The sequence below is a fragment of the Streptomyces sp. NPDC028305 genome (assembly GCF_055569495.1).
In genome coordinates this window covers 249,586-276,025 of the sequence record NZ_JBVHTN010000012.1, presented here as the reverse complement: position 1 = coordinate 276,025, position 26,440 = coordinate 249,586, and the positions used below count along the sequence as shown (strand labels likewise).

The 26,440-nt window shown below is 71.6% G+C and carries 26 protein-coding genes and 1 pseudogene; 14 read left to right on the top strand and 13 right to left on the bottom strand.

Annotation, left to right across the window (positions count from 1 at the left end; all coding sequences use genetic code 11):
* The first annotated feature begins 65 nt into the window (after positions 1-65).
* Complete coding sequence (locus ACZ4WQ_RS42805; RefSeq protein ID WP_398372788.1) at positions 66-923, top strand: alpha/beta fold hydrolase; 858 nt, start codon at positions 66-68, stop codon at positions 921-923.
* A 45-nt stretch (positions 924-968) separates the two neighbouring features.
* On the opposite strand, the pseudogene ACZ4WQ_RS42800 reads toward ACZ4WQ_RS42805, so the two are convergent.
* The 7 genes and pseudogenes from ACZ4WQ_RS42800 to ACZ4WQ_RS42770 all read right to left on the bottom strand — a co-directional run.
* Positions 969-1,835 (bottom strand): annotated as a pseudogene (locus ACZ4WQ_RS42800) (amidohydrolase); the annotation flags it as partial.
* A 147-nt stretch (positions 1,836-1,982) separates the two neighbouring features.
* Positions 1,983-2,624, bottom strand: a complete 642-nt coding sequence (locus ACZ4WQ_RS42795; protein ID WP_361181869.1) for an NADPH-dependent F420 reductase — start codon at positions 2,622-2,624, stop codon at positions 1,983-1,985.
* 37 nt (positions 2,625-2,661) lie between these two features.
* The gene (locus ACZ4WQ_RS42790) at positions 2,662-2,826 is read right to left on the bottom strand and encodes a hypothetical protein (protein WP_311721667.1); all 165 of its coding nucleotides are present in this window, start codon (positions 2,824-2,826) and stop codon (positions 2,662-2,664) included.
* Between the two features lie 16 nt (positions 2,827-2,842).
* Positions 2,843-5,155 (bottom strand): protein translocase subunit SecD, encoded by a 2,313-nt coding sequence (secD, locus tag ACZ4WQ_RS42785; protein WP_398372791.1) that lies wholly within the window; start codon positions 5,153-5,155, stop codon positions 2,843-2,845.
* A 71-nt stretch (positions 5,156-5,226) separates the two neighbouring features.
* Positions 5,227-5,667, bottom strand: a complete 441-nt coding sequence (locus ACZ4WQ_RS42780) for a hypothetical protein (protein ID WP_398372793.1) — start codon at positions 5,665-5,667, stop codon at positions 5,227-5,229.
* 79 nt (positions 5,668-5,746) lie between these two features.
* Positions 5,747-6,469 carry a response regulator gene (locus ACZ4WQ_RS42775; protein WP_398372795.1) on the bottom strand — a complete coding sequence of 241 codons (723 nt, stop codon included), beginning with the start codon at positions 6,467-6,469 and terminating at the stop codon, positions 5,747-5,749.
* A 2-nt stretch (positions 6,470-6,471) separates the two neighbouring features.
* Complete coding sequence (locus ACZ4WQ_RS42770) at positions 6,472-7,434, bottom strand: HAMP domain-containing sensor histidine kinase (protein WP_352130221.1); 963 nt, start codon at positions 7,432-7,434, stop codon at positions 6,472-6,474.
* 433 nt (positions 7,435-7,867) lie between these two features.
* Here ACZ4WQ_RS42770 and ACZ4WQ_RS42765 point away from each other — a divergent pair, with 433 nt between their 5' ends.
* From ACZ4WQ_RS42765 to ACZ4WQ_RS42740, 6 genes are all read left to right on the top strand, one after another.
* A complete protein-coding gene (locus ACZ4WQ_RS42765; protein WP_311721672.1) occupies positions 7,868-8,197 on the top strand; it encodes a TraR/DksA family transcriptional regulator in 330 nt (109 codons plus the stop codon).
* A gap of 49 nt (positions 8,198-8,246) precedes the next feature.
* A complete protein-coding gene (locus tag ACZ4WQ_RS42760; protein WP_398372798.1) occupies positions 8,247-8,615 on the top strand; it encodes a TraR/DksA family transcriptional regulator in 369 nt (122 codons plus the stop codon).
* Positions 8,612-9,442, top strand: a complete 831-nt coding sequence (locus ACZ4WQ_RS42755) for a hypothetical protein (protein ID WP_311721674.1) — start codon at positions 8,612-8,614, stop codon at positions 9,440-9,442. The genes ACZ4WQ_RS42760 and ACZ4WQ_RS42755 overlap by 4 nt, the downstream gene beginning before the upstream one ends.
* A gap of 240 nt (positions 9,443-9,682) precedes the next feature.
* Entirely contained in the window at positions 9,683-10,087 is a 405-nt protein-coding gene (locus tag ACZ4WQ_RS42750; protein WP_398372800.1) for a DUF6188 family protein, read from the top strand.
* 27 nt (positions 10,088-10,114) lie between these two features.
* On the top strand, positions 10,115-10,777 hold the full coding sequence (locus ACZ4WQ_RS42745; protein ID WP_398372802.1) for a class I SAM-dependent methyltransferase: 663 nt from the start codon (positions 10,115-10,117) through the stop codon (positions 10,775-10,777).
* A 7-nt stretch (positions 10,778-10,784) separates the two neighbouring features.
* A complete protein-coding gene (locus ACZ4WQ_RS42740; RefSeq protein ID WP_311721677.1) occupies positions 10,785-10,952 on the top strand; it encodes a hypothetical protein in 168 nt (55 codons plus the stop codon).
* A gap of 65 nt (positions 10,953-11,017) precedes the next feature.
* Here the strand turns inward: ACZ4WQ_RS42740 and ACZ4WQ_RS42735 are convergent, their stop codons facing one another.
* Positions 11,018-12,211: an MFS transporter gene (locus ACZ4WQ_RS42735; RefSeq protein WP_398372804.1), complete on the bottom strand. Its 1,194-nt coding sequence runs from the start codon at positions 12,209-12,211 to the stop codon at positions 11,018-11,020.
* Positions 12,212-12,298: 87 nt separating this feature from the next.
* Between ACZ4WQ_RS42735 and ACZ4WQ_RS42730 the strand changes: the two genes are divergently transcribed.
* Positions 12,299-12,880, top strand: a complete 582-nt coding sequence (locus tag ACZ4WQ_RS42730; protein ID WP_398372806.1) for a TetR/AcrR family transcriptional regulator — start codon at positions 12,299-12,301, stop codon at positions 12,878-12,880.
* A 126-nt stretch (positions 12,881-13,006) separates the two neighbouring features.
* Positions 13,007-13,708, top strand: a complete 702-nt coding sequence (locus tag ACZ4WQ_RS42725; protein ID WP_398373018.1) for a 2-phosphosulfolactate phosphatase — start codon at positions 13,007-13,009, stop codon at positions 13,706-13,708.
* 10 nt (positions 13,709-13,718) lie between these two features.
* On the opposite strand, the gene ACZ4WQ_RS42720 is transcribed toward ACZ4WQ_RS42725, so the two are convergent.
* Positions 13,719-14,240 (bottom strand): GNAT family N-acetyltransferase, encoded by a 522-nt coding sequence (locus ACZ4WQ_RS42720; protein WP_398372808.1) that lies wholly within the window; start codon positions 14,238-14,240, stop codon positions 13,719-13,721.
* A gap of 300 nt (positions 14,241-14,540) precedes the next feature.
* Positions 14,541-15,857, bottom strand: coding sequence for an MFS transporter (locus ACZ4WQ_RS42715; RefSeq protein WP_385338730.1), 1,317 nt, complete (start codon positions 15,855-15,857; stop codon positions 14,541-14,543).
* 136 nt (positions 15,858-15,993) lie between these two features.
* Between ACZ4WQ_RS42715 and ACZ4WQ_RS42710 the strand changes: the two genes are divergently transcribed.
* The 4 genes from ACZ4WQ_RS42710 (at position 15,994) to ACZ4WQ_RS42695 (ending at position 20,246) form a co-directional block, all read left to right on the top strand.
* Positions 15,994-17,778, top strand: coding sequence for an IlvD/Edd family dehydratase (locus ACZ4WQ_RS42710; RefSeq protein WP_398372810.1), 1,785 nt, complete (start codon positions 15,994-15,996; stop codon positions 17,776-17,778).
* A 19-nt stretch (positions 17,779-17,797) separates the two neighbouring features.
* Complete coding sequence (locus ACZ4WQ_RS42705; protein WP_468022831.1) at positions 17,798-18,814, top strand: sugar kinase; 1,017 nt, start codon at positions 17,798-17,800, stop codon at positions 18,812-18,814.
* 61 nt (positions 18,815-18,875) lie between these two features.
* Positions 18,876-19,496, top strand: a complete 621-nt coding sequence (locus ACZ4WQ_RS42700; RefSeq protein ID WP_311721684.1) for a bifunctional 4-hydroxy-2-oxoglutarate aldolase/2-dehydro-3-deoxy-phosphogluconate aldolase — start codon at positions 18,876-18,878, stop codon at positions 19,494-19,496.
* A 51-nt stretch (positions 19,497-19,547) separates the two neighbouring features.
* Complete coding sequence (locus ACZ4WQ_RS42695) at positions 19,548-20,246, top strand: FadR/GntR family transcriptional regulator (RefSeq protein ID WP_311721685.1); 699 nt, start codon at positions 19,548-19,550, stop codon at positions 20,244-20,246.
* Positions 20,247-20,274: 28 nt separating this feature from the next.
* Here ACZ4WQ_RS42695 and ACZ4WQ_RS42690 read toward each other — a convergent pair whose 3' ends face one another.
* From ACZ4WQ_RS42690 to ACZ4WQ_RS42680, 3 genes are all read right to left on the bottom strand, one after another.
* The gene (locus tag ACZ4WQ_RS42690; protein WP_468022830.1) at positions 20,275-21,435 is read right to left on the bottom strand and encodes an oxygenase MpaB family protein; all 1,161 of its coding nucleotides are present in this window, start codon (positions 21,433-21,435) and stop codon (positions 20,275-20,277) included.
* A gap of 95 nt (positions 21,436-21,530) precedes the next feature.
* On the bottom strand, positions 21,531-22,586 hold the full coding sequence (locus ACZ4WQ_RS42685; RefSeq protein ID WP_468022829.1) for a polyprenyl synthetase family protein: 1,056 nt from the start codon (positions 22,584-22,586) through the stop codon (positions 21,531-21,533).
* Positions 22,576-22,854: a polyprenyl synthetase gene (locus tag ACZ4WQ_RS42680; RefSeq protein WP_398372819.1), complete on the bottom strand. Its 279-nt coding sequence runs from the start codon at positions 22,852-22,854 to the stop codon at positions 22,576-22,578. The genes ACZ4WQ_RS42685 and ACZ4WQ_RS42680 overlap by 11 nt, the downstream gene beginning before the upstream one ends.
* Positions 22,855-23,152: 298 nt before the next feature.
* On the opposite strand from ACZ4WQ_RS42680, the gene ACZ4WQ_RS42675 reads away from it, so the two are divergent.
* The gene (locus tag ACZ4WQ_RS42675; protein WP_468022828.1) at positions 23,153-26,284 is read left to right on the top strand and encodes a discoidin domain-containing protein; all 3,132 of its coding nucleotides are present in this window, start codon (positions 23,153-23,155) and stop codon (positions 26,282-26,284) included.
* Positions 26,285-26,440: the final 156 nt, after the last annotated feature.

Genomic DNA, 26,440 nt, shown 5'->3' with positions numbered 1-26,440 from the left:
GGTGAGCCGGCCGAGGGGAACATTCGTCCAATCCACCGGCGCGTACCGGCGGGGACAGTGGGCTCATGACTGTTTCTGACGGCGGTTCGCATGTGAACGGCGGCGCCGAGGCCACCGAGAGTTCGACCCTGTCGCTGGGCGACGGCGACATCTACGTGTGCCAGGACGGCCCCCGCGACGCCCCCGCACTCCTGCTCATCCACGGGTCCGCATCCTCGACCCGTTCGTGGGACCTGATGGTTCCGCTGCTGACCGCATCTCACCGCGTCATCCGGATCGACCTGCTCGGGCACGGCCGGTCGGGCAAACCGGCCGACCGCAGCTACGAGCTCCCGGATCAGGCACGTCGGGCCGGCGCGGTACTGGACCGGCTCGGCGTCGAGCACTCCGTGGTCGTCGGACACTCCAGCGGCGGCGTCGTCGCCACCGCCCTCGCCGAACAGCGGCCCGACCTGGTGACCGCGCTCGCGCTCGTCAACACCGGCCCCAGCCTGGACGCCTTCATCGCACCGGAGTCCGCCGCAATCGGCCCCTCGCAGTGGCCGCCGAGCGACGAGCAGCTCCGCCGGCTCGCGAGCACTGGTTTCAGCCGCGCGGGCTACCAGTTCCCGGAAGAGCTCCTGGATGAGGTGCGCGCCATGACCTCCCACACGTTCACCACGACGATGCGGGCCACCCGCTCCTACCTGGAGCAGCTGGCGCTGCCGGATCGGCTGGCGGTCCTGGGCAAGCCGCTACTGGTGATCTTCGGCGAGGACGACCGCAGATGGCGATCCTCATCCGCCGCCGACTACCGCGCCGTTCCGGGCGCGAAGGTCGAGTTGCTGCCCGGTCTCGGGCACTCGCCCCTGCTCGAGGATCCGCCGCGGACAGCCACCCCCCTGCTGGCCTTCACCGCGATCCACGCCGTACGGGCGGACTGAACGAACGGAAGCGCCGGCGTCGCCGGTCCGGCCCTGGCCCAGGAGTCACGGGCTCATGTGGTCCGGCTGTGCAAGTCGGGTGAGGGCCGCCGCGACCAGGGCCTGTACGCCGGTGTCCAGGGTGGGCTGGAGGACCGGGGCGAAGCGGGGGCTGTGGTTGACCGGGATGTCCTGCGCCACCGTGCCGCGCTGCTGGGCAGCCTGGTACGTGTCCGGATCGATGCAGCCGAGGGCCCAGTAGGTGTACGGGATGCCGAAGGCGTCCGGGATGCGGCTGAAGTCCTCGCTGGCGCCCTGTAGTTCGCTGGTGCCCGCGCGGTCCCCGAAGGCCGCGGTGAAGGCGGCGGCGACCTCGCGGGTCAACGCCGTGTCGTTGACGGTCGGCGGAAAACGGGTGCCTTCCTCGACTTCCGGCTCGCGGGTCGCCCCGGAGGCGTCGCATTCGGCTCTGACGATGCGCCGTACCGCGGCCAGAACGGCCTGGCGGGTGTCCTCGTCGTACGTGCGCACGTTGACCAGCAGCTCGGCCGACTCCGGGATCACGTTGCCGCTCGTGCCCGCCTGTACAGAGCCCACCGTGAGCACGACCGGCCGGGTGGCGGCCAGCTCGCGCGAGACGATCGTCTGGAGGCGGACGACGATCATCGAGGCGATCACCACGGGATCGATCGCGGCCTGCGGTGCCGATCCATGAGCGCCTCTGCCATGGACAGTGATCTTGATGTTGTCCGCTGCGGAGAGGAAGGAGCCGGCGCGCGTGCCGACCTGTCCGGCGGGATAGGGGAGCACGTGCTGGGCGAATGCGACGTCCGGGCGGGGAACACGGTCGATGAGCCCGTCGGCGAGCATCCGGTCGGCGCCGTCGCCGGGCTCCTCGGCAGGCTGGAACAGGGCCAGCAGGGTGCCCTGCCACGGGCACCCCGGGCACGTTCTCCGGCGACAGCCAGTCGGCCACGGGTCAGCACCTCCCCTTCCTCCCACCATCGAAGAAGGCGGAGTTCAGCCGCTCTGCCGAGCGCGCGAGCGGGCCGAAGGTCACGCGCGCGGATCCGCCGGCTGTCACGGAAGGATCGCGATGGCGCTCGACCAGTTCAGACCGAGCCGTTCCTGGGACGCCATGTGCAGGAGCTGGAAGGCTTCCAGCTCGCGTGCCCGGCGCAGCGGTCCTACGTCCAAGGGGCGCATCCCGCCCGATGAGACCAGGCCCGACACGGCCTGTTTCGCGGTGTCGTCATCCGCGGCGACGAAGACGTCCAGGGGTCGGCCGGCGACCTGTCCGGTGGCGAGCGGCCCGGCGAAGGTGGTGTTGAACGCCTTGACGACCCGGGACTCCGGTGCGGCGGCGGCGATTTGTTCGGCGGCCGAGGTGCCGGGGGGCACGACGAGTGAGTCGAAGGTGGAGAAGTCCACCGGGTTGGAGATATCGACGACGATCTTTCCTGCCAGGGCGCCGCGCCACGCGGCGGCGACGTCGCGCCCGGCCGGATAAGGCAGGGCGAGCACCACGACGTCGGAATCAGCCGCGGCGTCGGCGTCGACCGCCGTGACCTCCGCTCCAGGTGTGGCCTGGCTCAAGGCGGTGGCCAGGTCTTCCGCCTTTGCCTTCTTGTGATCGTGCAGGCGGACGGAGTGTCCGCCTGCCATTGCCCGGGCACCAATGCCGCGGGCCATGTTCCCGGCGCCGACGATGGTGACGATCATGCGTCGCTCCTCAATGGACGTCACATGCCTTCCACCCTCACACCCCCAGCGGGCCGCTGCCACTGGCGAGCGTCCTGGTATCGGCCATCACGGTGTCGAAGACGGCCGTGAACTTTGGGTCGCGGTCGCGGACCAGCGCCCCGCGCCGCGCCTGCCACTCCCGCAGCCGGGTCTCGACGGCGGGAGTGGTCGTAGTGGCCATACCTCGAGGATGCCGCTCAATGCGAGGTCATCACCCGGCGGCGCGGCGCGCTCCGGTGCGGATGCAGCTCGACGGTGAGTGAGGCGGCGATGAAGACGGAGGAGTAGGTGCCGATCGCCAGGCCGATGAGCAGGGCGAGGGCGAAGTCGGTGAGGGTGTCGTCGGCGAGGACGGCAAGGGCGGTGAGGATGAGTGCCGCGCCCATACCGGTGTTGACGGTGCGGGGCAGGGTTTGCAGGATCGCCTGGTTCGCCAGACGGGGAAGCGGTGTGATGCGGTCGCGGGCGAGCAGTTCGCGGACGCGGTCGAAGACGACGACGGAGTCGTTGACCGAGTAGCCGATGACGGTCAGCAGGGCGGCCAGGAAGATCCCGTCGATCGGCTTGCCGAGCCAGGCGAAGACACCGATGAGGACCACCACGTCGTGGACGAGCGCGGCGACGGCCGCGGTCCCGAAGATCCAGCGGAACCGGACCGCGAGATACAGCAGTTGGGCGCCCAGCGCGAGAGAGAGGGCGATGAGGGCGTTGCGGCGCAGTTCGTCGCCCATGCTGGGGCCGATCAGCTCGTCGCGGATCTTCTCCGTCCCGCCGCCGAGGCCGCCGATGGTTTCGGTGACGGCGGCCTCGGCGGCGTTGGTCAGGTGCTCGGCGCGCACCGTGAGCCCGGTGTCGCCGGAGGACTGCACGACCGCGCGGGGGAACCCGGCGTCGGTGAGGGCGGTGCGGACCCGGTCGGGCTCGACGGGGGTGCTGGTGGCGTACTCGATCAGCCGGCCGCCGGTGAACTCGATGCCGAAGTCCAGGCCGCGGGCGAGGATGCCCGACGCGGCCACGGCGAGGAGGACGGCGGAGGCGGCCAGCCAGCGACGCGGACGGCGCAGCAGGAACGGCTCGCGGCGCAGCAGCCGGTCGCGCACCCATCCGGTGCTCGCGATGCCGGTGATACGAGGGCGGCGGAAGACCGCGGGGCGGTTGACCGCGTATTCGGCGAGCACCCGGCTGATCACCAGGGCGCTGACCATCGAGGCGAGGACGCCGATGCCGAGGGTGATACCGAAGCCGCGTACCGGGCCGGAGGCGAAGGCGAACAGGAGGCCCGCGGCGATCAGCGTGGTGATGTTGGAGTCGGCGATCGCGCTGAGGGCACCGCGGAACCCGGCCGTCAGGGCCGAGCGCGGGGTGGGGCGGCTGCGGGCCGCGTACTCTTCGCGGGCCCGTTCGAAGACCAGGACGTTGGCGTCCACGGCCATGCCGATCGCCAGGACGAACCCGGCGAGGCCCGGCAGGGTCAGGGTGGCGCCGAGCGCGGCCAGGGCGGCGTACGAGATGAGGCCGTAGCAGACCAGGGCCGCGGTCGCGAGCAGACCCATGAGCCGGTAGACGGCGATGATGAACAGCGCGGTCAGTGCGGTGCCGATGGCGGCGGCCCAGGCCGCGGCCTCGATGGCCGCGTCGCCGAGCGTGGCGCCGACGGTGCGCTGTTCGACGGTCTCGACGGGTACGGGCAGGGCGCCGCCGGAGATGAGCAGGGCCAGTTCGCGGGCTTCGGTGCCGTCGAAGGAGCCGGTGATCTGGGTGGTGCCGCCCGGGATACCGGCCCCGCACGGCACGGAGGGGTCGACCTGCGGCGAAGAGATGATCTTGTTGTCGAGGACGATGGCGACCCGGCGCTGCGGATCGTCGGCCGGATGGCACGCGGCCCGTGCGGTGACCTGCTTCCACCGGCCCTGACCGGTCTTGGTGAAGTCGACGGTGACATGCCATCCGGCACCGCCCTGCTGGTCGAAGCGGGCGTCGGCGCCTTCTACGTCCCGTCCGGTCAGGTCGGCGGCTCGCAGCCGCAGGGGCTGTCCGGACTCGTCCGGCAGCACACGCTCCGCGGCCGGATCGGCGGGCGGCGGGGCGGTGGCGCCGTCGGAGGTCCTAGCCGGGCCGAGGACCGCGTGGACGGTGAGCTGCGCCGTGCGGCCCAGCACATCGGCGGCCTTCTTCGGGTCATGAACACCGGGCAGCTCGACGAGGATGCGCTGGTCTCCGGAGCGGACGAGGGTCGGCTCGGCCACGCCGAGCGCGTCGATACGGCCGCGGAGCACCTCCAGGGTGCGGTCGGTGGCCGCGGCGTCGGCTGCGGTGGTGGGGGTGGAGCGGGTTTCCAGCATGATCTGGGTGCCGCCGTGCAGGTCGAGGCCGAGGCGGACCGGCACGGTGAGGGCGATGGCCAGCGATCCGGCGATCACGGCGAGGGCGATCAGCGCACGGGCGCGCAGGGACTTGTTCCGCTTGTTCCGGCCGCTGTTCCGTTTGTTCTGGTCGTTCCGGCGTTTCAACACAAGCCTCCGGCAGGCACGTCGCGGCGGCGGCTCGCGCGGCCGCGACGGGAAAAGGGTGATGGGGTGCGTCAGGTACCGGAAGGCGCAGGAGGTGCCCGGCCGCGCTGGTGGGCCGATTGGCCGGAGGTGAGGGGTGCGCACGCGGAAGGCGCCGAAGCGCGGATACCGACGGCCGGGCCGGCATCCGTACCGCGGGGGTCGGTGGCGTGGTGATCCGGCGGGTACGGACGGTCGCAAGGGCGGTCGTGCCGGACCCGGGCCTGGGCCGCGCAGCCGGCGGCACCCGGGTCGTCCGCGCGGGGCCCGGGGTCCGGGCGCGCGGCGTGCGTGGCCGCCGGGGCGGTGGCGGTGGCGGGGGCGGGCACCGGCCCGGAAGCGGCGCGCGCGGTATCCGCGGGCACCAGCGCCAGCAGGACGGCGAGGAGCAGGATGAGCGTTCCCGCGCAGCGGTGGAGCCGGTGGAGCCCGTGACGACCGGCGGTCGGGACGGTGCGGGGTGCTGGGCGCATGCACCGTCCCCTTTCTGCTGGGCGTTCGATTTCCTGCCGGGTGCTCGACACGGGGCGCCCCGGTGGGGGAGGGCGGGTGTCAGGGTTCGACGAGACCCGCGCGGATGGCGTAGCGGGTCAGCTCCAGCCGGTCGTGCAGCCCGAGTTTGTGCAGGAGGTTGGCCCGGTGGCGGTGCACGGTCTTGACGCTGATGAACAGGATCTCGGCGATCTCCTTGGAGGAGTGCCCCTCGGCGACGAGTTTGAGGACTTCCTCCTCGCGAGGGGTGAGGAACTGGTCGGGGTTCTCCTCGCCGTGCCGGACGCGGTCCAGGTAATTGCGGATGAGGGCGGTGACCGCGCCGGGGTAGAGGAACGGCTCGTTGCGCATCGCGGCCCGGCAGGCGGCGACCAGATCGCGGTCGGCGACGGATTTCAGCACATAGCCGCAGGCCCCGGCCTTGAGCGCCTGGAAGAGGTACTGCTCGTTGTCATGCATCGTCAGCATCAGGATGCGCAGGCTCGGTTTGAGCGCCACCAGCTCACGGGCGGCCTGCAAACCGGTCAGGCGCGGCATGGCGATGTCGAGCACGGCCAGGTCGATCTCCTGGCTCCGGGCGGCCTCGATGGCCTCGGCGCCGTCCCCGGCCTCGGCGACGACCTCCAGATCGGGTTCCCGGTCGAGGATCAGCCGCACACCGCGGCGTACCAGGGCGTGGTCGTCGGCGAGCAGGATGTGGATCGGCGTCGCGGCCGTGGAAGCCGGGGCCGTGGGAGCCGGTGCCGGGGCCGTGGTGGGTTCGGGCGAGGTCGGATCGTGCATGGTCAGGACTGCTTCCTGGGGACGGGGGTGATCAGGCGGATCCGGGTGCCGGTGCCGGGTGTGGAGGTGATGTCCAAGGTGGCTCCGGTGAGCAGGGCCCGTTCGCGCATACCGCGGATCCCGGCGCCTTCGCAGGCGGCCTCGATACCGCGGCCGTCGTCGGCGATCTCCAGCACCACCGCCTCACCCGCGCGGTACAGGCTCACCTCGGCCCGATGCGCGTCCGCATGGCGGGCCACATTCGTCAGGCTCTCCTGAGCCACCCGGTACAGGACGAGCTCGCTCTCTCGGTCGAGGGTGGGCAGATCGGCGTCGAGGCGGCGTACGACCCGCAGCCCGGTGTGGGTGGCGAAGTCCTGTGTGAGCGAGGTCAGCGCACTGACCAGGCCCAGGTCGTCCAGGACACCGGGCCGCAGGCGCCGCACCAGGCGGCGGACCTCGTCCAGGCTCTCCCGGGTGATCTCCTGGGCCTGCTGGAGGTCCTCGCGCAGCGGCTCGGGGGAGTCGTCCGCGGCGCGCTTGAGCACCAGCAGGATCGCGGTCATGCTCTGTCCGACCTCGTCGTGCAGCTCCTGGGCGATACGGCGGCGTTCCGCCTCCTGGGCCAGCAGCACCCGGGCGCTGGACGTGGCGCGCTCGTGCTCCAGCCGGTCGAGCATGGCGTTGAAGGTGCGGATCAGCTCGGTCACCTCGCTGCCGGCACCGGCGCCGGGCACGGGCAGCCGCTGGCCGGGGCGCAGCAGGTCGACGGTGGTCATCAGCCTGGTCAGCCGGCCCAGCGGGGCCAGGCCCCAGCGCAGCAGGGTGCCGTTGGCGACCAGCATGACGGCGAGACCGCCGACCAGGATGACCGCCTCGGTCAGCACCACCGGCACGGAGACGGTCACCGGCGCCCACAGCAGCAGCGCCGTCGCGGCGCCGAGCACCAGGGCGTTGAGCCCGAAGATCCGCCAGAACAGCGACACCGCGGAAACTCCTCCTTCTGCGACCCGACTGTGATCACCTCTACTGTCGGTCATCCGCTGTCGGTCATCCGCATCGCACCCCTGGCGGAGCTGCCGCGACTGGTCGCGACCGATCCCGCCCCAGCCTGCCTCCCGCATCGCGCGCGGTCGATGGGGCACGCCACCCATATCCGAGGTCACCGGGTACCCATCCGCCGTTCCCCGCCATCGCCTCGTGGTCACCGCTGTCCCGGGCAAATGGGGTCCGCGCCCGATGGGCTTCCGGCGCCGGGCCGAGCAGAGTCGAAGGTGACCGAGCCGCCCGGTTCGGCCCGTGCCGCGGTCGTGGAGACGGGGGTCGGCGGAACCGGGCGGCCGCTGCCGCGCGCAGCGCGCTTTTACGTTTCCGCGCTCCACGCTCCACGCTTCCACGCTTCCGGGAAAGGACCTCATCGTGCCGCTCGACACCGCCCAGACCGATCCCCGCCCCGAGCGGCTGACCGCTCACGAGGCCCGTCAGCGCCTCGAACACGCCCGCAACAGCCGCCTTGCCCAGCTGCGCGCCATCGACGAGACCGGGCAGAGCACGGACGACCATCTGATGTCCGTGCAGGCGGAGGCGATCCGGCAGGTCCTCACCGAGATCGACGAGGCGTTCGTCCGCGTCGACGACGGCTCCTACGGCACCTGCCAGGGCTGTGCCAAGCCCGTCCCCGCCGAACGCCTGGAGATCCTCCCCTACACCCGGCACTGCGTCGCCTGCCGGCGCCGCGCCGCGGCCTGACCGGCCCTGTCCCACCCGCCTTCGTCTCCGCGCTGCTCAAAGGGGTGAAGTGGTGAACCACCAGATCATCGGCGACCGTCCCGCGCACCTGTCGCCCGAGGACCTCGCCGCGCTGCGGGAGAACCTGCGCGAACAGCGCCTGTTCCGCCAGGAGCAGCTGCGGCAGATAGCCGCGGCGCCCCACGCCGCGGACCCGCGCCTGTGCCGCTCTGCGGCACAGGCCGAAGTGCAGGGGAAACTCGCCGCCTCCGCGTGCATGGTCCTCGCCGACGTGGAGGCGGCGCTGCAACGCATCGCCGAGGGCCGCTACGGCAGCTGCCACCTGTGCCGGCGCTCCGTCGAACGCGAACTCCTGATGATCGTTCCGCAGGACCGTTACTGCGCACGGTGCCAGCAGGTACGGGAGGCCGGACGATGACCGTCATCCGCCGCCGGGCCGACTCCACCGCCCGGCACCGGCACCAGCCTTGGCCGTTGTGCCGGCAGTGCTGCGGCCTCGCCCTCGACCTGGGCAGCGCCCGCACCCGCGCCTGGATGGCCGGCCGCGGACTGATCTTCGACGTGCCCACCGTCACCTTCCCCGGGGTTGTCCACCCGATCCGGCGCGGCGCCATCGTCGACGTTCCGGGAACGGCCCGGATGCTCGACCGGCTGCTCGGCCACCGTCTGCCCCGCCTCACCCGCCCGCTGGTGATGGTCACCACGCCCGTGCTGGACGGCCCCGGCTACCGCGAACGTGCCCGCACCGCCGTGGAGGTGCTGCGCCCGCGCGCGGTCCTGACCGTCCCCACCGCACGCGCCATCGCCCTGGCCGCGGACGCCGACCTCTCCCTGCCGCTGCTCGTGGTGGACGTCGGCGCCCACCTCACCGAAGTGGTCCTCCTCGTCGACGGCGTCGTCTTCGACGCCCGCCGCACCACCCTGGGCACCAGCGACCTCTCCGGCGCCGGCACCACGGCGGAGGTCAGCGAGGCCATCACCGTCATGATCACCTCAATGCTCCGGCAGGACCGTACGTCCCTCACCGCCGAAGCCCTGAGCCGCGGCGCCCTCCTGGCCGGCGGCGGCGCACTGCGCCCCGACCTCACCCGCCGGCTCATCGGCGGCCTGCACGCGCCAATGCGGGCGGTCCCCGCACCGCACACCGCCGCGATCCGCGGCGCCGCCACGATCCTGCACGCCGCGCACGCCCATCCCTCGGCCGGCGGCACGTCCCCGCCCGGCCCCGGCCCGCAGTCCGGATGAGCCCCGCGGCCTCAAGGGGCGCGCGGCTCAGCCGGTTCCTCAAGCATCCGCCGGCAGATGATCGACAGCCTCACGCAACCGCGCATCCGTGCCAATCGCCATTCAGCGAGCTTGACTTGCGTACGCGCAGTCATGCGGGACACCGCCCGAACACTCGTCAGTCCACAACTCCTGACCATGACTCGCGGGCAGCCCAGCCTCGCGTGTCACTTGGCCGGTTCAGGTCCGTAGCCTTGCGCTATGAGGAACGGGATTGATCGCGTGGAGGACGGCTGGGACGTCCGCTCGATACGTGGGGTGGGCGTCGGCGAGGTGGTCGTCGGCAGCGTGATGCGGCTGCACATTGGTTCGCATGGGATCGAGGTGCACAGCCCGGCCGAGTTGACGGCCGGCGGGGAGGCCTATGCCATTCACGCCGCGGGCCGAATCAATCTGGACAAGGTGACGCTGCTGCTCGATCAGGTGGTCGCTGAGGTTCATGTATCCGATTCGGGTGCGCTGAAGGTTCGGTTTGCCGGCGGGTGGCGATTGGACGTTCCGGTGGTGCCCGAGGGCTTGGGCTGGATCGTCGCCCTCCGGGGGCGCCACTTCATCAGCCCCGTGGCGGGTGGTGGCGTGAGGATGTCCGATCGACGAAGTGGCTGAGCAGCCGCTCCTGTCTACCGTGGCCCCATGGCGCTGATTTCTTACCTCCACCGTTTCAATCAACGGCACCCATGGAGTCACAACGACCACTACGGCCCCTGGATCGCGCGCCGGGTGGCCGGGTCCGGGGCTCGCCACGTCCTCGACGTCGGGTGCGGCGCGGGGAATCTTGCCGCGCTTCTGCGCCGTCGGGCTGTCACCGTCACCGGGCTCGAACCCTCCCCCCAGATGGCCCGCGCCGCGGCGGAGCGCTTCGCCGACGACCCCGCGGTCACCATCGTTGAAGCCGGCTTCGCCGGGCGCGACCCGCGGCGGCGCTTCGACGCGATCACCCTGGTCGCCGTCCTGCACCACCTGCCGCTGGTGTCCACTTTGCGGGAGCTGCGCGGCTGCCTCGCTCCGGGCGGGCGCCTCGTGGTCGTCGGCTGCTATCGGGAGACCGGGCCTGTCGATCTCCTCGTCTCCCACCTGGCCGTGCTCGTGAATCCGGTCATGGGGCTGGTCAAGCATCCGGCCCGTGCCGTTGCGCTGCCCCTGCACATGACGGCGCCTACCGCTCTTCCGCAGGAGACCCTGGAGGACATCCGGGCCGCGGCCGCGCAGGAGCTGCCCGGCGCCCGGATCCGGCGTCGCCTGTTCTGGCGGTACAGCCTGGTTTACGACGCTCCCGCCGGGCACAGCCCGGCCTGATGCCGTTTTGGCATCGGTCACCGACGTCGAGGGCGGTCACCGAGCCGCCCAGGGCCTCCGTGGCGGCTGTCAGCCCCCGGCCGCCGAGGCCGCCCAGCTCATGCGCGACCACATCACGTACAGCCTCACCGCGACCGCCATCAGCGCCCTCGAAGAGAGCGAAGGTCACGCCTGAGCCCACTTGCCGGCGGGACAATCCCGCCTCCGCCTCGTGTGGTGCCGTCCGTTCGTCGGCGCTGTTCACGGAGTATGTGCAGGGTCGGTTGTGCGGGCGGCGGGTGTGGCGAAGGACGCGGCCAGCACGAGTATCAGGACCAGGAACAGTGCGTTGCGGAGTCCGAAGTGCTCGCCGAGCTGGCCGAGTGAGGGAGGCCCGACGAGGAAGGCGACGTAGCCGAGGGTGGCGGCGAGGGAGACCCTTGCGGCGGAGTTGTCGCCGGAGTCGCCGGCCGCGGAGAGCGCGACGGGGAAACCCAGGGACGCGCCGATGCCCCACAGGACGGCGGCCGCTGCCGCGACGGCCTGGTTGTCGACGAGGATCACGAGTGCGATGCCGACGGCGCCGATGACCGCGCTGGCGCACAGGGCGGCCGCGCGTCCGTAGCGGTCGACGAATCGGCCGCCGGCGAAGCGGCCGACGGTCATCGAGGCCGCGAAGACCACGTACACGGCCGATCCGAGCGCCGGGTCGAAGCCATGGCCGTCGACCATGACCAGCGGCAGCCAGTCGTTGGCCGTTCCCTCGGCCATGGCAAGGGCGAGGATGATGCCGCCGATGAGCAGGAGCCTCGGCTCCCTCCACACCGCGGGGCGCGCGGAGGCCTGCGCGGGCGTGCCGCTGCCGCTGCCGTTGCCGGTTCGTCGGCCCACTCCGGCGGGAACATATCGGATCGTCGGTGCCAGTACGGCCAGTACCACGGCGGTGACGATGGCCAGATGCCACAGGACGGGGAACGAGACGGCGGTCAGAATCATGCCGCCGGCCGCGCCGACCACCGTGCCGAGACTGTAGAAGCCGTGCATCGCGGGGAGGGTGGAACGGCCGAGCAGCCGTTCCACCTCCGCCCCTTCGATGTTGAGGGCCACCTCGCCGCCGCCCATCCCGAGGCCGATCAGTCCGAGCCCGAGGGCCACGACCGCGTCCGCGCCCGCAGCGGCCCCCAGGCCGATGACACCGGACCCCGCGGCGGTCGCCAGTGTTCCGGCGGCGATGAGGGGCCGGGCGCCCCAGCGGGCAACGAGCGGCCCCGAGCACAGGATGCCCGCCATGGACCCGACCGAGAGCCCGAACAGGACCAGGCCCATGCGTCCGGTGGAGGCCCCGAGCAGGTCGCGCACGTCGGGGGTGCGGGTCACCCAGGACGCCATGGCCAGGCCGGGCAGGAAGAACAGGGCGAACGCGGCGGTCCGACGCCGGCCGGGGCTGACAGTCACGGGGAATGCCTCCAGGAGATGACCGAACACAGAAGTCTGTACGATCGTACACACTTGGGTGGAGTCGCCTTGTGACAGATTGGGGGCGTGAGCGGCACACGGCGCGCGATCCCGAACGACCCCGGACGCAGGGACCGGATTCTCGATGCCGCCCTCGACGTCATCGCCGAGGGTGGTGTTCACCGGACGACCCATCGCAAGATCGCTTCACGGGCCGGCGTCCCTCTGGGCTCGCTGACGTACTACTTCGACGGCATGGACGATCTGCTGGCGCTGGCGTTCGCCCGCCTCGCCGACACGATGTCCCAGCTCTACCGCCGCACCGTGGCCAGCGCCGGGTCGACCGCGGAGGCGGAGGCGGCCGTGGTCGAGCTGATCTGCGGGCCGGCCTATGCCACTGACCGCGACATGACGCTCATCTTCGAGATGTACGCCTACGCCAACCACAACACCGCGGTAGCCGCAACCACCCGCTCCTGGCTGGCGCGCAGCCGCGAGAGCCTCGCCCTGCACTTCACCCCCGGAGTGGCCCGAGCTCTCGATGCCCTGGTCGAGGGCTGGCCCATGCACCGCCGCTTCGATGCTGCCCCCCTCAACCGGCAGCTCGTCGCCGGAGTCGTGCACGCCGTCGTCGACGCCGCGCCTCACCTCCCCGACGAACAGCTCTGATCTCCTCGCCTTCGCCGCGGGCGTCGCCGCGGCGTAGAGCAGGTGTGTGTCGCATTCCGAGACCGTCGATATGACGTGGATCACTCACTGGCCGCTTTGGGCCGGGCGTGCGTGATCATGATCGGAATGGACACTCGTTTCGTTGGCATCGCTGAGCTGGTCGAGGCCCCGTCCGTGGCGGTCGTAGTCGACGTCATGCGTGCTTTCACCGTGGCTGCTTGGGCCTTTGCCCAGGGGGCGGAGAAGATCGTTCTTGCTGAGTCGCTGGACGACGCTCTGGCGCTCAAGGCTCGCCACCCGGATTGGGTGGCGCTCAAAGACGGTCCGCCCGCGCCCGGGTTCGACATGGTCAACTCGCCGGGCCTGCTGCGGTCTGTTGACCTTGGCGGACGGACCGTTGTGCAGAAGACCACGGCAGGGACGGTCGGCGCCCTTGCGGTCAAGGAGGCGTCGCTGGTGCTGTGCGCCGGCTTCGTGGTGGCGGAGGCAACGGCTCGGCTCTTGCGGACGCGCAAGAGTGACAGTGTCACGTTCGTGGTCACTGGCGAAGATGGGCAGGCCGATGAAGATCTGGCGTGTGCTCAATACATCGCTCGCAGGGTCACCGCGGCTGGGACGGACGCTGCTGAGTTCCTCCGCCGCGCTGCCGAGTCGCGCGCCGCTGCCGAGCTGGCGGAGGGTGTGCGTCAAGGAGTCCATCCTGATGACGTCGCACTCTGTCTTGAGCTCGACCGGTTTCCCTTTGCCATGGTGGCGGCCTTGGAAGACTCGCTCATGGTCCTGCGTCGGTGCGCCGTGCCTTCGCCGGCCGAAGCCGGGCAGGGGTAGGCGGCAGTGGTCAGCCTCGCTGTCGAAAGTCCAGCATGTAGAAGACCTTGTCGTAGCGGCGTTCGCCGACGGCGACGAAGCCGGGCAGACGGCCGTATTCCGTGAAGCCCAGCGACCGGTAGAGGTGTAGGGCATTGGCGTTGTCGCCCCGGGCGTCCAGGGTGAGGACCTCGATCCCCACCTCCCGGGCGTCAGTGATCAAGGCAGCGGTCAGCGCCCGACCGACACCACGACCATGGACAGCAGGAGCTACCGCGATCTTCTCCAGATCGGCGTGTGGCCGATGAGTCGGTCGGGCATAGCGCAGCCAGTACCCCAACCCGACCAGCCGACGGTCGAGGTAAGCGGCGCGCAGGGCCGCATCCCCGGCCTGCACCGCAGAGACGACGTGGCCGAGAAGTTCCGCCACCTCATCCCGCGAGGGTGGTTCGACCCAGCCCAGCGCGGCACCTCCACCGACCAGATCCGCCAGCATCCGGTGGGCCGACTCCGCAAACCGGACCTCCAGCTCCGGATCGGAAGTCAGCTCCATGGCGTCAAGGATGACAGGCTCAGGGGTCACACCGCTGATCACAGTCGGCAGCATAGCCAGCACAGGGCCCAGCCGGGGCCCCGCGCTCCAGCCTCTGCGCGGTCAGGCCGCTGACAGCACCGGTGGACCTCGACGTGCCGTCGCCATCGGCTGGTCACCACGGACCTCCCTCGGGGTGGCCTCGCCTCGCCGGTGGGGTCCCCTCCGCCTCGGGCGCGTCGGCCGTGGCTGCTTCGGCGGCCTGGGCGCCGAGTGAGCCGGCGGAGGGGCAGGCGGTGGCCGGGCGGTGGCCGGAGTGGATCAGACCGTGGAGCGCCCGCGCTCGGTGTCCTGCTGCGGTGTGTCCGCGATGACCGGCCTGCGCTCGATCAGCCGCTTGATGCCGAAGGTGGCGACAGTGGCCACGACCATCGCGGCGACCAGGAACCACAGACCGGTGACAGGGGACGAGGTGCGGTCCACGATCACACCGATCCCCATGGGGCCGAATCCGCCGCCCAGGTTGCCCACGGCGTTGATCATGGCGATGCCCGAGGCGGCCTGAACGCCCGCGAGGAACCGGGACGGCAGTGACCAGAGCACCGGCTGTCCGGCGAAGATGCCCACCGCGGCCACGCTGATGAGCGCCATCTGTAGCACGTGGTTGTCCACCAGCGCGGTCGCGGCCAGGCCCAGGGCGCCCACGGCCGTGGTGGCGGCGATCCACGGGTAGCGGGAGCCGCTGCGGTCGGCGAGCTTCGGCACGACGTACAGGCCGAGGGCGACGAAGACGTAGGGGATGGCGGTGATGAAGCCGGTGGCCGTGGAGGACAGGCCCCCGAAGCCGTCGACGATGGTCGGCAGCCAGAAGCTGAGGCCGTAGGCGCCGAGAGGGAAGCACAGGAAATACAGCGCCATGCACACGACGCGCTTGTCGCGCAGTGCGCTCAGCGGGTTCTCGTGGGCCGCGCCCAGCGCGTCCGTCTCTCGGGCGAGTTCATCGGCGATCCAGCCCTTCTCGTCGGCGGACAGCCAGCGCACCCCGTCCGGCCCATCGGGGAGCACACGGAGAGTGACGAAGGCGAGCAATATGGCGGGCAGTCCGGTGGCAACGAAGATCCACTGCCAGCCCTCCAGACCGAGGGTGCCGTCCAGGTCGCCGAGCGCACCCATGAGCGGATTGCCGATGATGAACGCGAGCGGGGACGCCATCATGAACCAGCCGGTCATCCGCGCCCGGTAGCGGTAGGGGTACCACTTGGTGAGGTAGTAGAGGACGCCGGGGTAGAAGCCGGCCTCGGCCACGCCGAGCAGAAAGCGGGCAGCGTAGAACTGCCAGCTGGTGGAGACCAGGGCCGTGAGGACGGTGACCAGGCCCCAGCTGACCATGATCCGGGTGAACCAGCGGCGCGCTCCGAACCGCTCGAGAAGGATGTTGCTGGGCACTTCGAAGATCGCGTACGCGACGAAGAACGCGACCTGTCCGAAGGTGAACGCGGCGCTGGACAGCCCCAGTTCGTCTTGGAGTGTCAGCTTGGCGAACCCGACGTTCGACCGGTCGACATAGGCGACCAAATAGAGCAGCACCAGGAACGGCATCAGCCGCCAGGTGACCGTTTTCATCACTTTCGCTTCCACGCGGCTCTCTCCCAGGAGTTCGACGTTGATCCTCTGGACGGTGACGGACGGTATCGTGATTTGATAGCACCATTGAAGAGGTGGATGGGACACAGCTTGGTCACGGCCACCTCAGCGCACGGAAAGGACATCGCGCATGGCCGCGCTCGACCCCCTGCCCACCGCCACCGCCGACAGCGCCACCACCACCGCCAAGGCCGGCGGCGCCGCCCCCCTACGCAGCCGCGCCTGGTTCGGCGACGGGGGGAAGAACGGTTTCATCTCGCGCCACCATCTGCGCGCCATGGGCCGCGGCGGTCATAACTTCGACGGCCGCCCCGTCATCGGCATCTGCAACACGTACTCCGAACTGACGCCGTGCAACGGCCACTTGCAGATCCTCGCCGACGCCGTGAGGCGCGGTGTGCTCCAGTCGGGCGGTTTCCCGCTGGAGTTCCCCGCGATGTCGCTGGGCGAGCCGTTCCTCCGCCCGACCTCGATGCTCTACCGCAACCTCGCCGCCATGGAGATCGAGGAGCAGATCCGGGCCAATCCGCTGGACGCCGTCGTCCTCCTGACCGGCTGCGACAAGACCACCCCCGCCGCGCTGATGGGCGCCGCGAGCGCCGGGGTGCCGGCGATCGTCTTCACCGGTGGTCCGATGCTCAACGGCCGGTTCCGCGGCCGCAACGTCGGCTCGGGTACGGACATCTGGCGGATGACCGAGGAGTTGCGGGCGGGCACGATCACCCAGGAGGAGTTCACCGAGTTCGAGTCCTCGCTGAACCGCTCGGCGGGCCACTGCATGACCATGGGCACCGCTTCGACGATGGCCTGTCTCGCCGAGGCGCTGGGCATGATGCTGCCGGGCGCCTCCGGGCTGCCCGCCGTGGACGCCCGCCGCGGCACACTCGCCGAGGCCACCGGCGCCCGTGCCGTCGAACTCGCGGGCAGCGCCCTCACTCCCGGCCGGATCATGACCCGTGAGGCGTTCGAGAACGCCATTCGGGTCAACGCGGCGATCGGCGGCTCCACCAACGCCGTCGTGCACCTCCTCGCCCTGGCCGGCCGCCTCGGCGTACCGCTCGCGCTCGACGACTTCGACCGGCTCGGCGCCGAACTGCCCCTGCTGGTGGACCTGATGCCGTCCGGACGCTTCCTGATGGAGGAGTTCGCATACGCCGGCGGGCTGCCCGCCCTCATCAACGATCTGCGGGACCGGCTGCACCAGGACACCGTCACGGTGACCGGCAGGAGCCTCGTCGACAACTGCGCGGGCGCCGAGGTGTACGACCGTGAGGTGATCCGCCCGCTCGACCATCCGGTGCAGCCCGCCGGCACCGGCACCGCCGTGGTCCGTGGCAACCTCGCGCCCGACGGCGCGGTCGTCAAGCAGTCCGCGGCCGACCCGGCACTGCTCCGGCACACCGGCCCCGCCCTGGTCTTCGACTCCCTGGAGGAGTACCTGGCCGTCGCCGAGGACGACGACCTCGATGTCACCGCCGACACCGTCCTCGTCGTACGCAACACCGGCCCGCGCGGCTACCCCGGGATGCCTGAGGTGGGCAATCTGCCGCTCCCCAAGAAGCTCCTCGACGCCGGGGTCCGGGACATGGTGCGGATCTCCGACGCGCGCATGTCCGGCACGGCCTTCGGCACCTGCGTGCTGCACGTCGCCCCGGAGGCGGCGGTCGGCGGCCCGCTGGCGCTGATACGCACGGGGGACCGGGTCCGCCTCGACGTACCGGAGCGGCGCCTGGACGTGCTGGTCGAGGACGCCGAACTGGACGAACGGCGGGCCGAGTGGCAACCGCCGAAGCCGCCCGCCGACCGCGGCTGGACGTATCTCTACACCCGGCATGTCACCCAGGCCGACACCGGCGCCGATCTCGACTTCCTGGTCGGCTCCACCGATTCCGCCCCGCCGCGGCAGGCGTTCTGAGGCCTTCAGAGGAGTACGCATGTCCTACGAAGAACAGACACACATGGCCGAGCGTTTCCCGCCGAAGCGCGGGAGTGCTGCCCCAGGGCGGGCGGCGCCCGAGTTCGTGACCTGCGGCGAGGCGATGCTCCTGATGGTGGCGGAGCCCGGGGTGCCGCTGGAGCGGGCGACGGTGTTCCGGCGCTCCGTGGCGGGCGCGGAGACCAACGTCGCGACCGGGCTCGCCAGGCTCGGACACCACACGCGCTGGCTCGGCCGCGTCGGCGACGACCCCTCCGGCCGGTCCGTGCTGGCCGCGCTGCGCGCGGACGCCATCGACACGTCGTACGCCGTCGTGGATCCCTCCGCGCCCACGGGGCTGCTGCTGAGGGACAGCCATCCGGCGCGGGCGATCGATGTGCAGTACCACCGGGCCGGCTCGGCGGCGTCCCGGCTCACCGCCGACGAGCTGACCGCCGAGATGGTGGCGGGCGCCCGGCTGGTGCACATCACGGGCATCACCCCCATGCTCTCGGACTCCGCCCACACGGCGACGCTGCGGCTGCTGGAGCTGGCCCGCGCGGCCGGCGCGACGGTCTCCTTCGACCCGAACATACGGCTGAAACTGGGCACTACCGAGCGCTGGCGCACGGTCGTCGCGCCGCTGCTGGAGCAGTCGGACATCACTCTGGCCGGCGAGGACGAGCTGGAGCTGCTGGGCATGACGGCCCACGGGCTGCTCGCCGCGGGTGTCACTACGGCCGTGGTGAAGCACCGCGACAAGTCGGCCACCTGTAGTACGGCGGACGGCACGTGGCGACAGGACGCATTCCGGGTACCGGCCGCCGACCCGGTGGGGGCGGGCGACGCGTTCGCCGCCGGGTTTCTCTCCGGGGTCCTGAGCGGCACACCGTACGACCACTGCCTGGCGGCGGCGGCCGCGGTCGCCGCGCTCGTGGTGCAGTGCACCACCGACACCGACGGCCTGCCCGATCGCCCGGGCCTGGCTCGCGCGCTGTCGTCGTTCACGGGCGCCGCGGAGACCGTCAACCGCTGACGCACCGCACTCACCGCACCGCACCGCACTCACCACACACCGCACCGCACCAGGAGCACGCATGTATCGATGGGACATCGTCCGGGCCGTCACCGCACAGCGGGTGTTCGGGATCGTCCGGACGGCCGGGCCGCGCGAGGCCCTGGCCGCGGCCGTGGCCGTGCTCGACGCCGGGCTGAACGCCGTGGAAGTGGCGCTGACCACGCCGCGCGCGCTGAGCGCCGTCGCCGAGTTGACCGCGGAACGGCCGGACGCGCTGGTCGGCGCCGGCACGGTCATCGACGCCCCCGCCGCGCGGGCCGCGGTGGAGGCGGGCGCCCGGTTCCTGGTGTCGCCGAGCCTGCACCCGGAGGTGATCCGTACCGGACACCGCTACGGCGTGCCGGTCTTCCCCGGAGTCGCCACCCCGACCGAGATGGTCCGTGCCCTGGAGGAGGGCGCGGACGCGCTCAAGCTCTTCCCGGCCTCCGGCGCATCGCCGTCCTGGCTGCGCGACGTCCGGGCCGCGCTACCCCAGGCCCCCGTGATCCCGACTGGTGGTGTGACAATAGACAACGCACCGGAGTGGATCGCGGCCGGGGCCATCGCCTGCGGCATGGGCTCGGCGCTCACCTCGGGCGGCGCCCAAGCGGCGGGCGAGCGGGTTGGCACGCTCCTCGGCCGACTCGCACAGGCCCGCTGAAACCCCGGGACGGTCGAAGGCGGTCAAGAGCAGGACGGAGACGCGGAGCGCGTGGAACTACAGGGGCTGCACGGACAGGTCGTGGACCAGATCGGCCTGTCCCTCGCCGCGGAGGAGACCCGCGCCGGCGAGGTGCTGCGCCTGGAGGACGTCCAGGAGCGCTATGGAGTCTCGCGGACCGTCGCCCGGGAAGCGGTCCGAGTGCTGGAGTCCAAGCGGGTCGTCACCTCCCGCCCTCGCGTCGGCATCACCGTGCGGCCGATGACCGAGTGGAACCTGTACGACCCCCAGATCATCCGCTGGCGGCTGAACTCGCCGCACCGCGGGGCCCAGCTGCGCGAACTGGCAGAACTGCGCGCGGCCGTCGAGCCGTCCGCGGCCGCGCTCGCCGCGGCCTCGGGCGACGACGAAACCTGCGAGGCGCTCGTGGCTCACGCCCGGGCGATGGCGACCGCGGCCGCCGAGGCGGACACGGCCGGGTTCGTCGCGGCGGACGCCGCGTTCCACCGGGCGCTGCTCACCGCGTCGGGCAACGGAATGTTCGCCCAGCTCGCCGAGGTCACGGAGGAGTTGCTGACGGCCCGCCGCGAGCTGAGCCTGATGCCGGAGCGGGTCGACGAGGCAGCGGTCCGGCGCCACCAGGAAGTCGCCCAGGCCGTCGTCGAGCGGCGCCCGGCGGAGGCCGCAGCCTGTGTACGGTCCATCGTGGACACCGCCCACAGCGAGGTCGAGGGCCTGCTCGACGTCTGAGGGGGAGTCAGGGTCGAGCGCTGGGTGATCAAGAGACCGTGGTGGTCGGTGGGGTCCATCGGCGGGTGCGGGGCACCGTGCTCGGGACGTCGTAGTACTTTTTGAGCTGTTCGGGGATGGCGTAGTGCATGACGCGGCCCCGGGTGAGGGAGGACAGTTCGAAGACGGTGGTGAGGTGGCCGAGGCGGTCAAGGGCCCACGCGCCGAGCGGGGAGCGGTCCTCGATGGTCTCCAGGATGCCGAGGAGGTGGGGTACGGCCTTGACGACGGTGTCCCATGGGGTGTGCGGGACGTGAAGCCAGTCGGCGCAGGTGTCGCCGATGAGGTAGCGGATGAGGGCGGAGACGATCGGGTCGAAAAGGGTGCCGGGCACGACCTCCTCGTAGAGGTCGATGAGCTGCCGGGTCAGATGCGCGCCCTCCTCGGAGGGCCCCATGTGCCGGATCATGTACAGGTCGAGGAACCGGCGGGCCTCCTCCAGGGTTTTGGGGACGGCGTCCTGGTCGACGCCGAGCATGGCGCCGACCACGCGCCAGGCGTAGTAGTAGGCCTCCGCGCCTTCCTGTGACATATGGATGCCGAGGCGGTGCAGGCTGTCCAGGACGAGCAGGGAGAAGAACATCTGCCCGCCGAGCATGTCCTCCTGGCAGATGGGCGTCCCCAGGGCGGGGGTGTCCCACCGGTTCTCGCGCTTGAGGTGGTGGCGGATGGAGGCGTGCAGAAGGCGGACCTTCTGGGCAGCGGGGATGAAGCGGCCGCCGGCTTCGAAGGCGTCCGGCTGCATCAGGTAGACGGTGAACTGGCCGGTCTCCGCCATGCGTTTGGAGGGGTACTTCAGCCCGTGGGCGGCCGACAGCAGCCTCGCCAGATGCGGGACGACGTAGCAGGCGGGCATGGAGGCGAAGGACAGCGCGGTGGAGATGTGCACGTTGTTGTCGATGAAGAACAGCCGGGCCTTTTCCATCTCGCCCCAGTCGACCCAGCTCGGCGGTAGGCGGGTGGCTTCGAGGTACTCGTGCGCGACGTCGGGCAGACCGTCCGGCAGGGGAGCGCCGGCGGTGGAGACGTAGCGCATCAGGGTGTTGAACGTGCCCACCTGGCCGCGTTCGAAGAGGGCGGCGACGGTGGCGTCGGCGAGTTCGTCACCGGCCTGCCGCAGGGCGTCCATCGATGCCTCGGTGCAGGTCATGGCGGGGCTCCTTGTCTTCCACGGGATCGTCCACGGGCGGCGGGAGAGGTCGGCGGGCGGGGATGGCACGGGCCGTGCCACCTGGGGGCAAAGGTTCAGGACAGGCGGTCCGCCGCCGACTGCGCCAGCGCGTTCAGGGCGGCGGCTGCGTGCGGGGGTACATCCAGTTCGTGGAGAGCGCCAAGTGCCTCCTCGACCCGTGCGCTGATCATGTCCTCGATGCGGTCGGGTGCCGTCAGCCGGTGCATCACCTCGCGGACCGCGTCCAGAGCATCCGCGTCCGGGCGGCGCCGGCCCAGCAGGGCGCGCAGCCGCTCGCGGTCGTCGTCGCCAGCCAGGCGCCAGGTCTCTGCCAGCAGGGCCGTGGGCCTGTGGCCTCGCACGTCGTCGGCGTTGGCCTTGCCGGTGCGTTCCGGGTCTCCGAACAGGCCAAGCAGGTCGTCGCGCAGCTGGAACGCCTCGCCCAGGGGCAGTCCGTACGCGGAGTAGCCCTCGCGCAGCCGCGCGCCGGCCCCGGCCAGGGCGCCACCGATCAACAGGGGCTGCTCCACGGTGTACTTGGCGGTCTTGTAACGGATCACCTTCAGCGACGCGGTGGTGTCCGGACCGGTCCCGGTGCGCAGGATCTCCAGGCACTCGCCGGCGATCAGCTCCCGGGCCATCACCGACCACAGCGGACGCGCGCGGGCGAGATAGGCGACGGGCAGACCGCTGCCGGCGAACAACTGCCCGGCCAGCGCCATCAGCAGGTCCCCCACCAGCATCGCCAGTGACCTCGCGGCGGCGTCGGCGCGCGGGCGACGGCGCACCGCACCGCGCAGGGCGACGTGCGCGGTAGGGCGCCCGTGCCGTAGCGGGCTGTCGTCGATGAGGTCGTCGTGCACGACGGCGGCAGCGTGCACCAGCTCCATCGACGCCGCCGCCCGCACCAGCGCGTCGCTGTCCGGCTGCCCCACCGCGCGCCACCCCCAGTAGCAGAACGCGGCCCGCAGCCGTTTGCCGTCCGCGGCCGCCGCCTCCACCTGCGCGGCCACCGGGGTGAGGAGCGGATCGACCGCCGCGAACTGGTCAGCCTCCTGGGCGACGAACCGGCGCACCACGTCGTCGACGCGGGTCTTGAACGCGGCCGGCTCCCACCGGTCAGACCTCATCGGCAGCCCTTCGGGCCCGGGCGTGCCGGGCGAGGACCTCCAGGTGGGCCGGGGGCACGGCCGCGTACCGGTCCAGCACCAGACGCCCTCGAGCCATCAGCTCGTGCTCAGCGTCCACCGCGAGTTCCGCAGTGTCCGAGCGGCGCAGCAGCCCCCGCACCGCCCCCAGGGCCGAACCCAGGGTGCCCACCGCGAGATCGGCCAGCCCAGCCACGAGCAGCACCACCTGCTCATCCAAGCCGTCGCGCCGTCCCACTTCTCGCGTCATGTTTCCCCCCACCCACCACACAGCCGGGCGGCACCGGTCACGCACCGCCCTCCGAGCATCGCGCCGGACCGGGCGCCAGAGCGGAAGAACTCACGATCGACGGATCAGTCGGTCGGCTGTGCGGATCGACGCCGCGGGCTCGGTACGGAGGGCTCGCTTGGCCTGGGTCCTACGCCGACTCCCCCTTTTGTTGTTACGGCAGCTGACGTCACACCCGTTGACGCGCAGACCGGGACCGTCGAAGAATGTGCGGCACCCCTCCTCTGACAACGTTGTCCAGTCTGTGAGGTATCGCTCCGTGTCGCACCCATCCCAGCCCCTCGACCGCCGCCGCTTCCTGCACCTCGCCGGTCTCACGGGCGCGCTGGCCGCCCTGCCCCCGCTCACCGGAGCCGCGAGCGCCCACGCGGCGCACGGCCGCGCGGACACACCGCCCGACGCCGTCGCGGCCACCTACCTGCGGGTGCTCCTGGATCACACCCGGTGGTCCGAGACTCAGTGGGACGAGGCCCAGGGCCACTACCGGGCCAAGGACTTCGGGTTCGCCGTGGTCCTCGGCAACGCGGTCCTGCTCACCCACGGCACCTACGACGCGGCGCGCGCGGGCACCGACCGGGAGACCCTCGCGCGGCGCACGCTCGCCACTATCCGTCACTTCGCCGCGTCGAACCGGCTCACCGGCGGCAACGAGTGGGGTCGCACGCTGTTCTTCGACACCACCTTCCAGTCGTACTTCGTCCTCGCCGCCCGGCTGCTGTGGAAGGACCTCGACACCGCGACGCGGCAGAACGTCGAGACCATCGTCCGCGAACAGGCCGCCTACACCGTGTCGTTGGGCAGCGGCGACGACCCCGCCTCGGGCGGCTGGACGCCGAACGGCCTGAGCGGCGGACACGTCGGCGACACCAAGCTGGAAGAGATGGGCCTGTACGCGCAGACCCTCGCGCCGGCGCTCGCATGGGCCCACGACGACCGCCGCGCTGCCGACTGGGCCACGTGGTACGGCATCTGGTCGCGCAACGAGGCGGGGCTGCCGCCCGCCGATCTCGCCAACCCCGCCCGCGTGGACGGCGTCGCCGTCTCCGAGAACACCGCCCGCAACCTGTACGACACCTTCATCGTCGAGAACCACGGCTCCTTCGGCCCGCACTACCAAGAGGAGCTGTGGCGCACCTCCGGCCGCAACGCCGCGCACTTCCTGGCCGCCGGACGCCCTCTCCCGCAGGTTCTCGCACGGCAGCCGAACGCCCAGCCGCTGTGGCACACGCTGCTGGGCGTCATGAGCGACGCGGGCGAACCGCTGATGCCGATGGTCAACGACCGCGAGCACCTCTACGGCAGGGACGTCATCCCGCTCGCCTTCCTCTCCCAGGTGATGCGCGACCGGGCCGCGGCACGCGCGGAGCAGGAACTGGCGTCGCGGCTGGAGGCGTACCAGCAGTACCCGCCCGAGCACCGGATGGCGAAGTTCTCGGGGGAGCCGAAGTACGAGCCGGAGGCGCGCGCCGAGATCGCGATCAGCTACCTGCTGCACGTCTGGGCGGCGGCGTCCGGGCGGCCCGTCGAGGCGCTGTCGCGCGAGGAACTGTTCGCGCGGGCCTCCGGTGTCACGGACTTCGGGCCCGGCCCCGGACTGGTGTCGCACCAGTCGCGGGCCGCGTGGGCCGGTGCCGTGACGAAGCCCGGGTTCGTGAAGTTCGCCTGGCAACCGGCCCACGACGACTGGCTGTTCCGGCTCAGCGGCGCGACCCCGATGTTCCTGCCCGCCACCGCCGCGAAGGTCCAGGGCCGTACCGTGCGCGTGTACGAGTCCCTGCGCGACGGCTTCGACGGCAGCGCGACGCTCCTGCGCCTCGACGGCGGCTGGGCCGGGTTCGCGACGCTCCCGACAGGCGCCGTCGTCTACGCGAGCAGCGGCACCGCCGACGCGGAGGGCCACCTCGACGTGCACAACCTGACGATGCCCGGCATGCCGGGGCTCGACGGCACGCGCACCTACCGCTTCGAAGAGGGCGAGGCGACCGTCCGCGCCCGCGACACCTCCACCGACACACCCGCCGGACGGGTCGACGACCTCGGCTTCACCTCCACGACGGTGCGCCACGTCCGCATGCTCGGCGTGCGGCCCGACCCGGCCTACGGGTACTCCCTGTACGCCTTCGAGGTGCGCGACGGTGCCCAGGGGGCGGACCTCGCGCGCGGCGGGTCCGCCACCGCCTCGTCGGCCGACGCCGGGAAGGGCGCGCCGCTCGCGGTCGACGGCGACGCGGCCACCCGCTGGGCGGTGTCGAGGGCCGACCGTCCGCGCGCCGACAGCTGGCTGGCCGTCGACCTGGGCGCCGAGCGCCGGGTCGACCGGGTCACCCTGCGCTGGGAATCGGCGGCCGGCCGCGCCTACCGCATTCAGGGTTCGACGGACGGCCGGGACTGGACCGATCTGGTGACCGGGCCGAGGCCGGCGGTGAGCAGCCGCGGCGGCTGGCTCGACGTCGAGGGACGCGCCGGGCTCGTGGTGCGTGACGGCCGGAACCCGATCGGCGTCTACGACGACAAGATCGTCCTCGGCGACGGCCCGGCGGCACCTCTCCTCGTCGAGGGCTTCCCCGGCACCTCGGCCGAGAAGCTGCGTGCGACCGCCCGGGGGACCGCACCCACGGCGGAGGCCACCGAGGTACGCACGACGCTGACGGACGGGCACCTGACCCTGTTCAACTTCTCCGGCGAGTCCGTCAGGACGCGGATCACCATCCCGCGCACCGGCGCGGACACGATGGTCTTCGAGGGCACGCAATGGCTGACCGCCGGCGGCACGTCCTTCGAGGCCGTGCTGCCCGCCGCCACGGCGGTCGTGCTGGCCCCGCGCTTCACGCTCACCCCCCTCACGAGCCGACGGCTGCCGTCGGGCCTGCGGGTCCAGGTCGTCGACGGTGCGACCGTGCGCCTGTCCGGGGCCTCGTGCACCGTGCGCGTCCGGGCCCAGGGACGCAGCAGGGTCGCCGTCGTCAGAGCGGGCCGGACGATCACCGTCGTCCTGGACGGCGCGGCCGCCCACCCGCACGACGACCTGGCCCTCGGCAGGACCGTCTTCCCCACGAGCCCGCTGCCGGAGGGCATGTCCGACCCCGCGGCGGCGGTGGACGGCGACGCCCTCACGGCGTGGAATCCGGGCACGCGCGGCCGCATGGTCGTGGACCTCGGCGCGGCCAGTCCGGTCCGCTTGGTGGAAACCGAGTGGACGGCGGCCGCGGTGCCGGGCGCGAAGGTCGGCTTCAGCATGGACGGGATCACCTACCGGGACGCCGGAACCCTCACCGGCCGGGGCCCCGTGCGCCGGCTGACCGCTTCCGAGACGGCCCGTTACGTCAGCCTCGAGGTCGACAGGTCGGCGCACACGGCGGTGTCACGCCTGCGGCGCCTGACGGTGCGCTGAGCGCTCCGCGTGTCATCCCATCGGCGGGTGACGAGCGTGCGGTTCCGCGATCCTGATGCGCCGGTGATGGCTTCTTAGCAGTTCACCGGCATGCAGACCCTGGTGAACACTGCCGGGAACCGGCAATGCGCGGGCCGGCCCCGGTGGTGCACCATG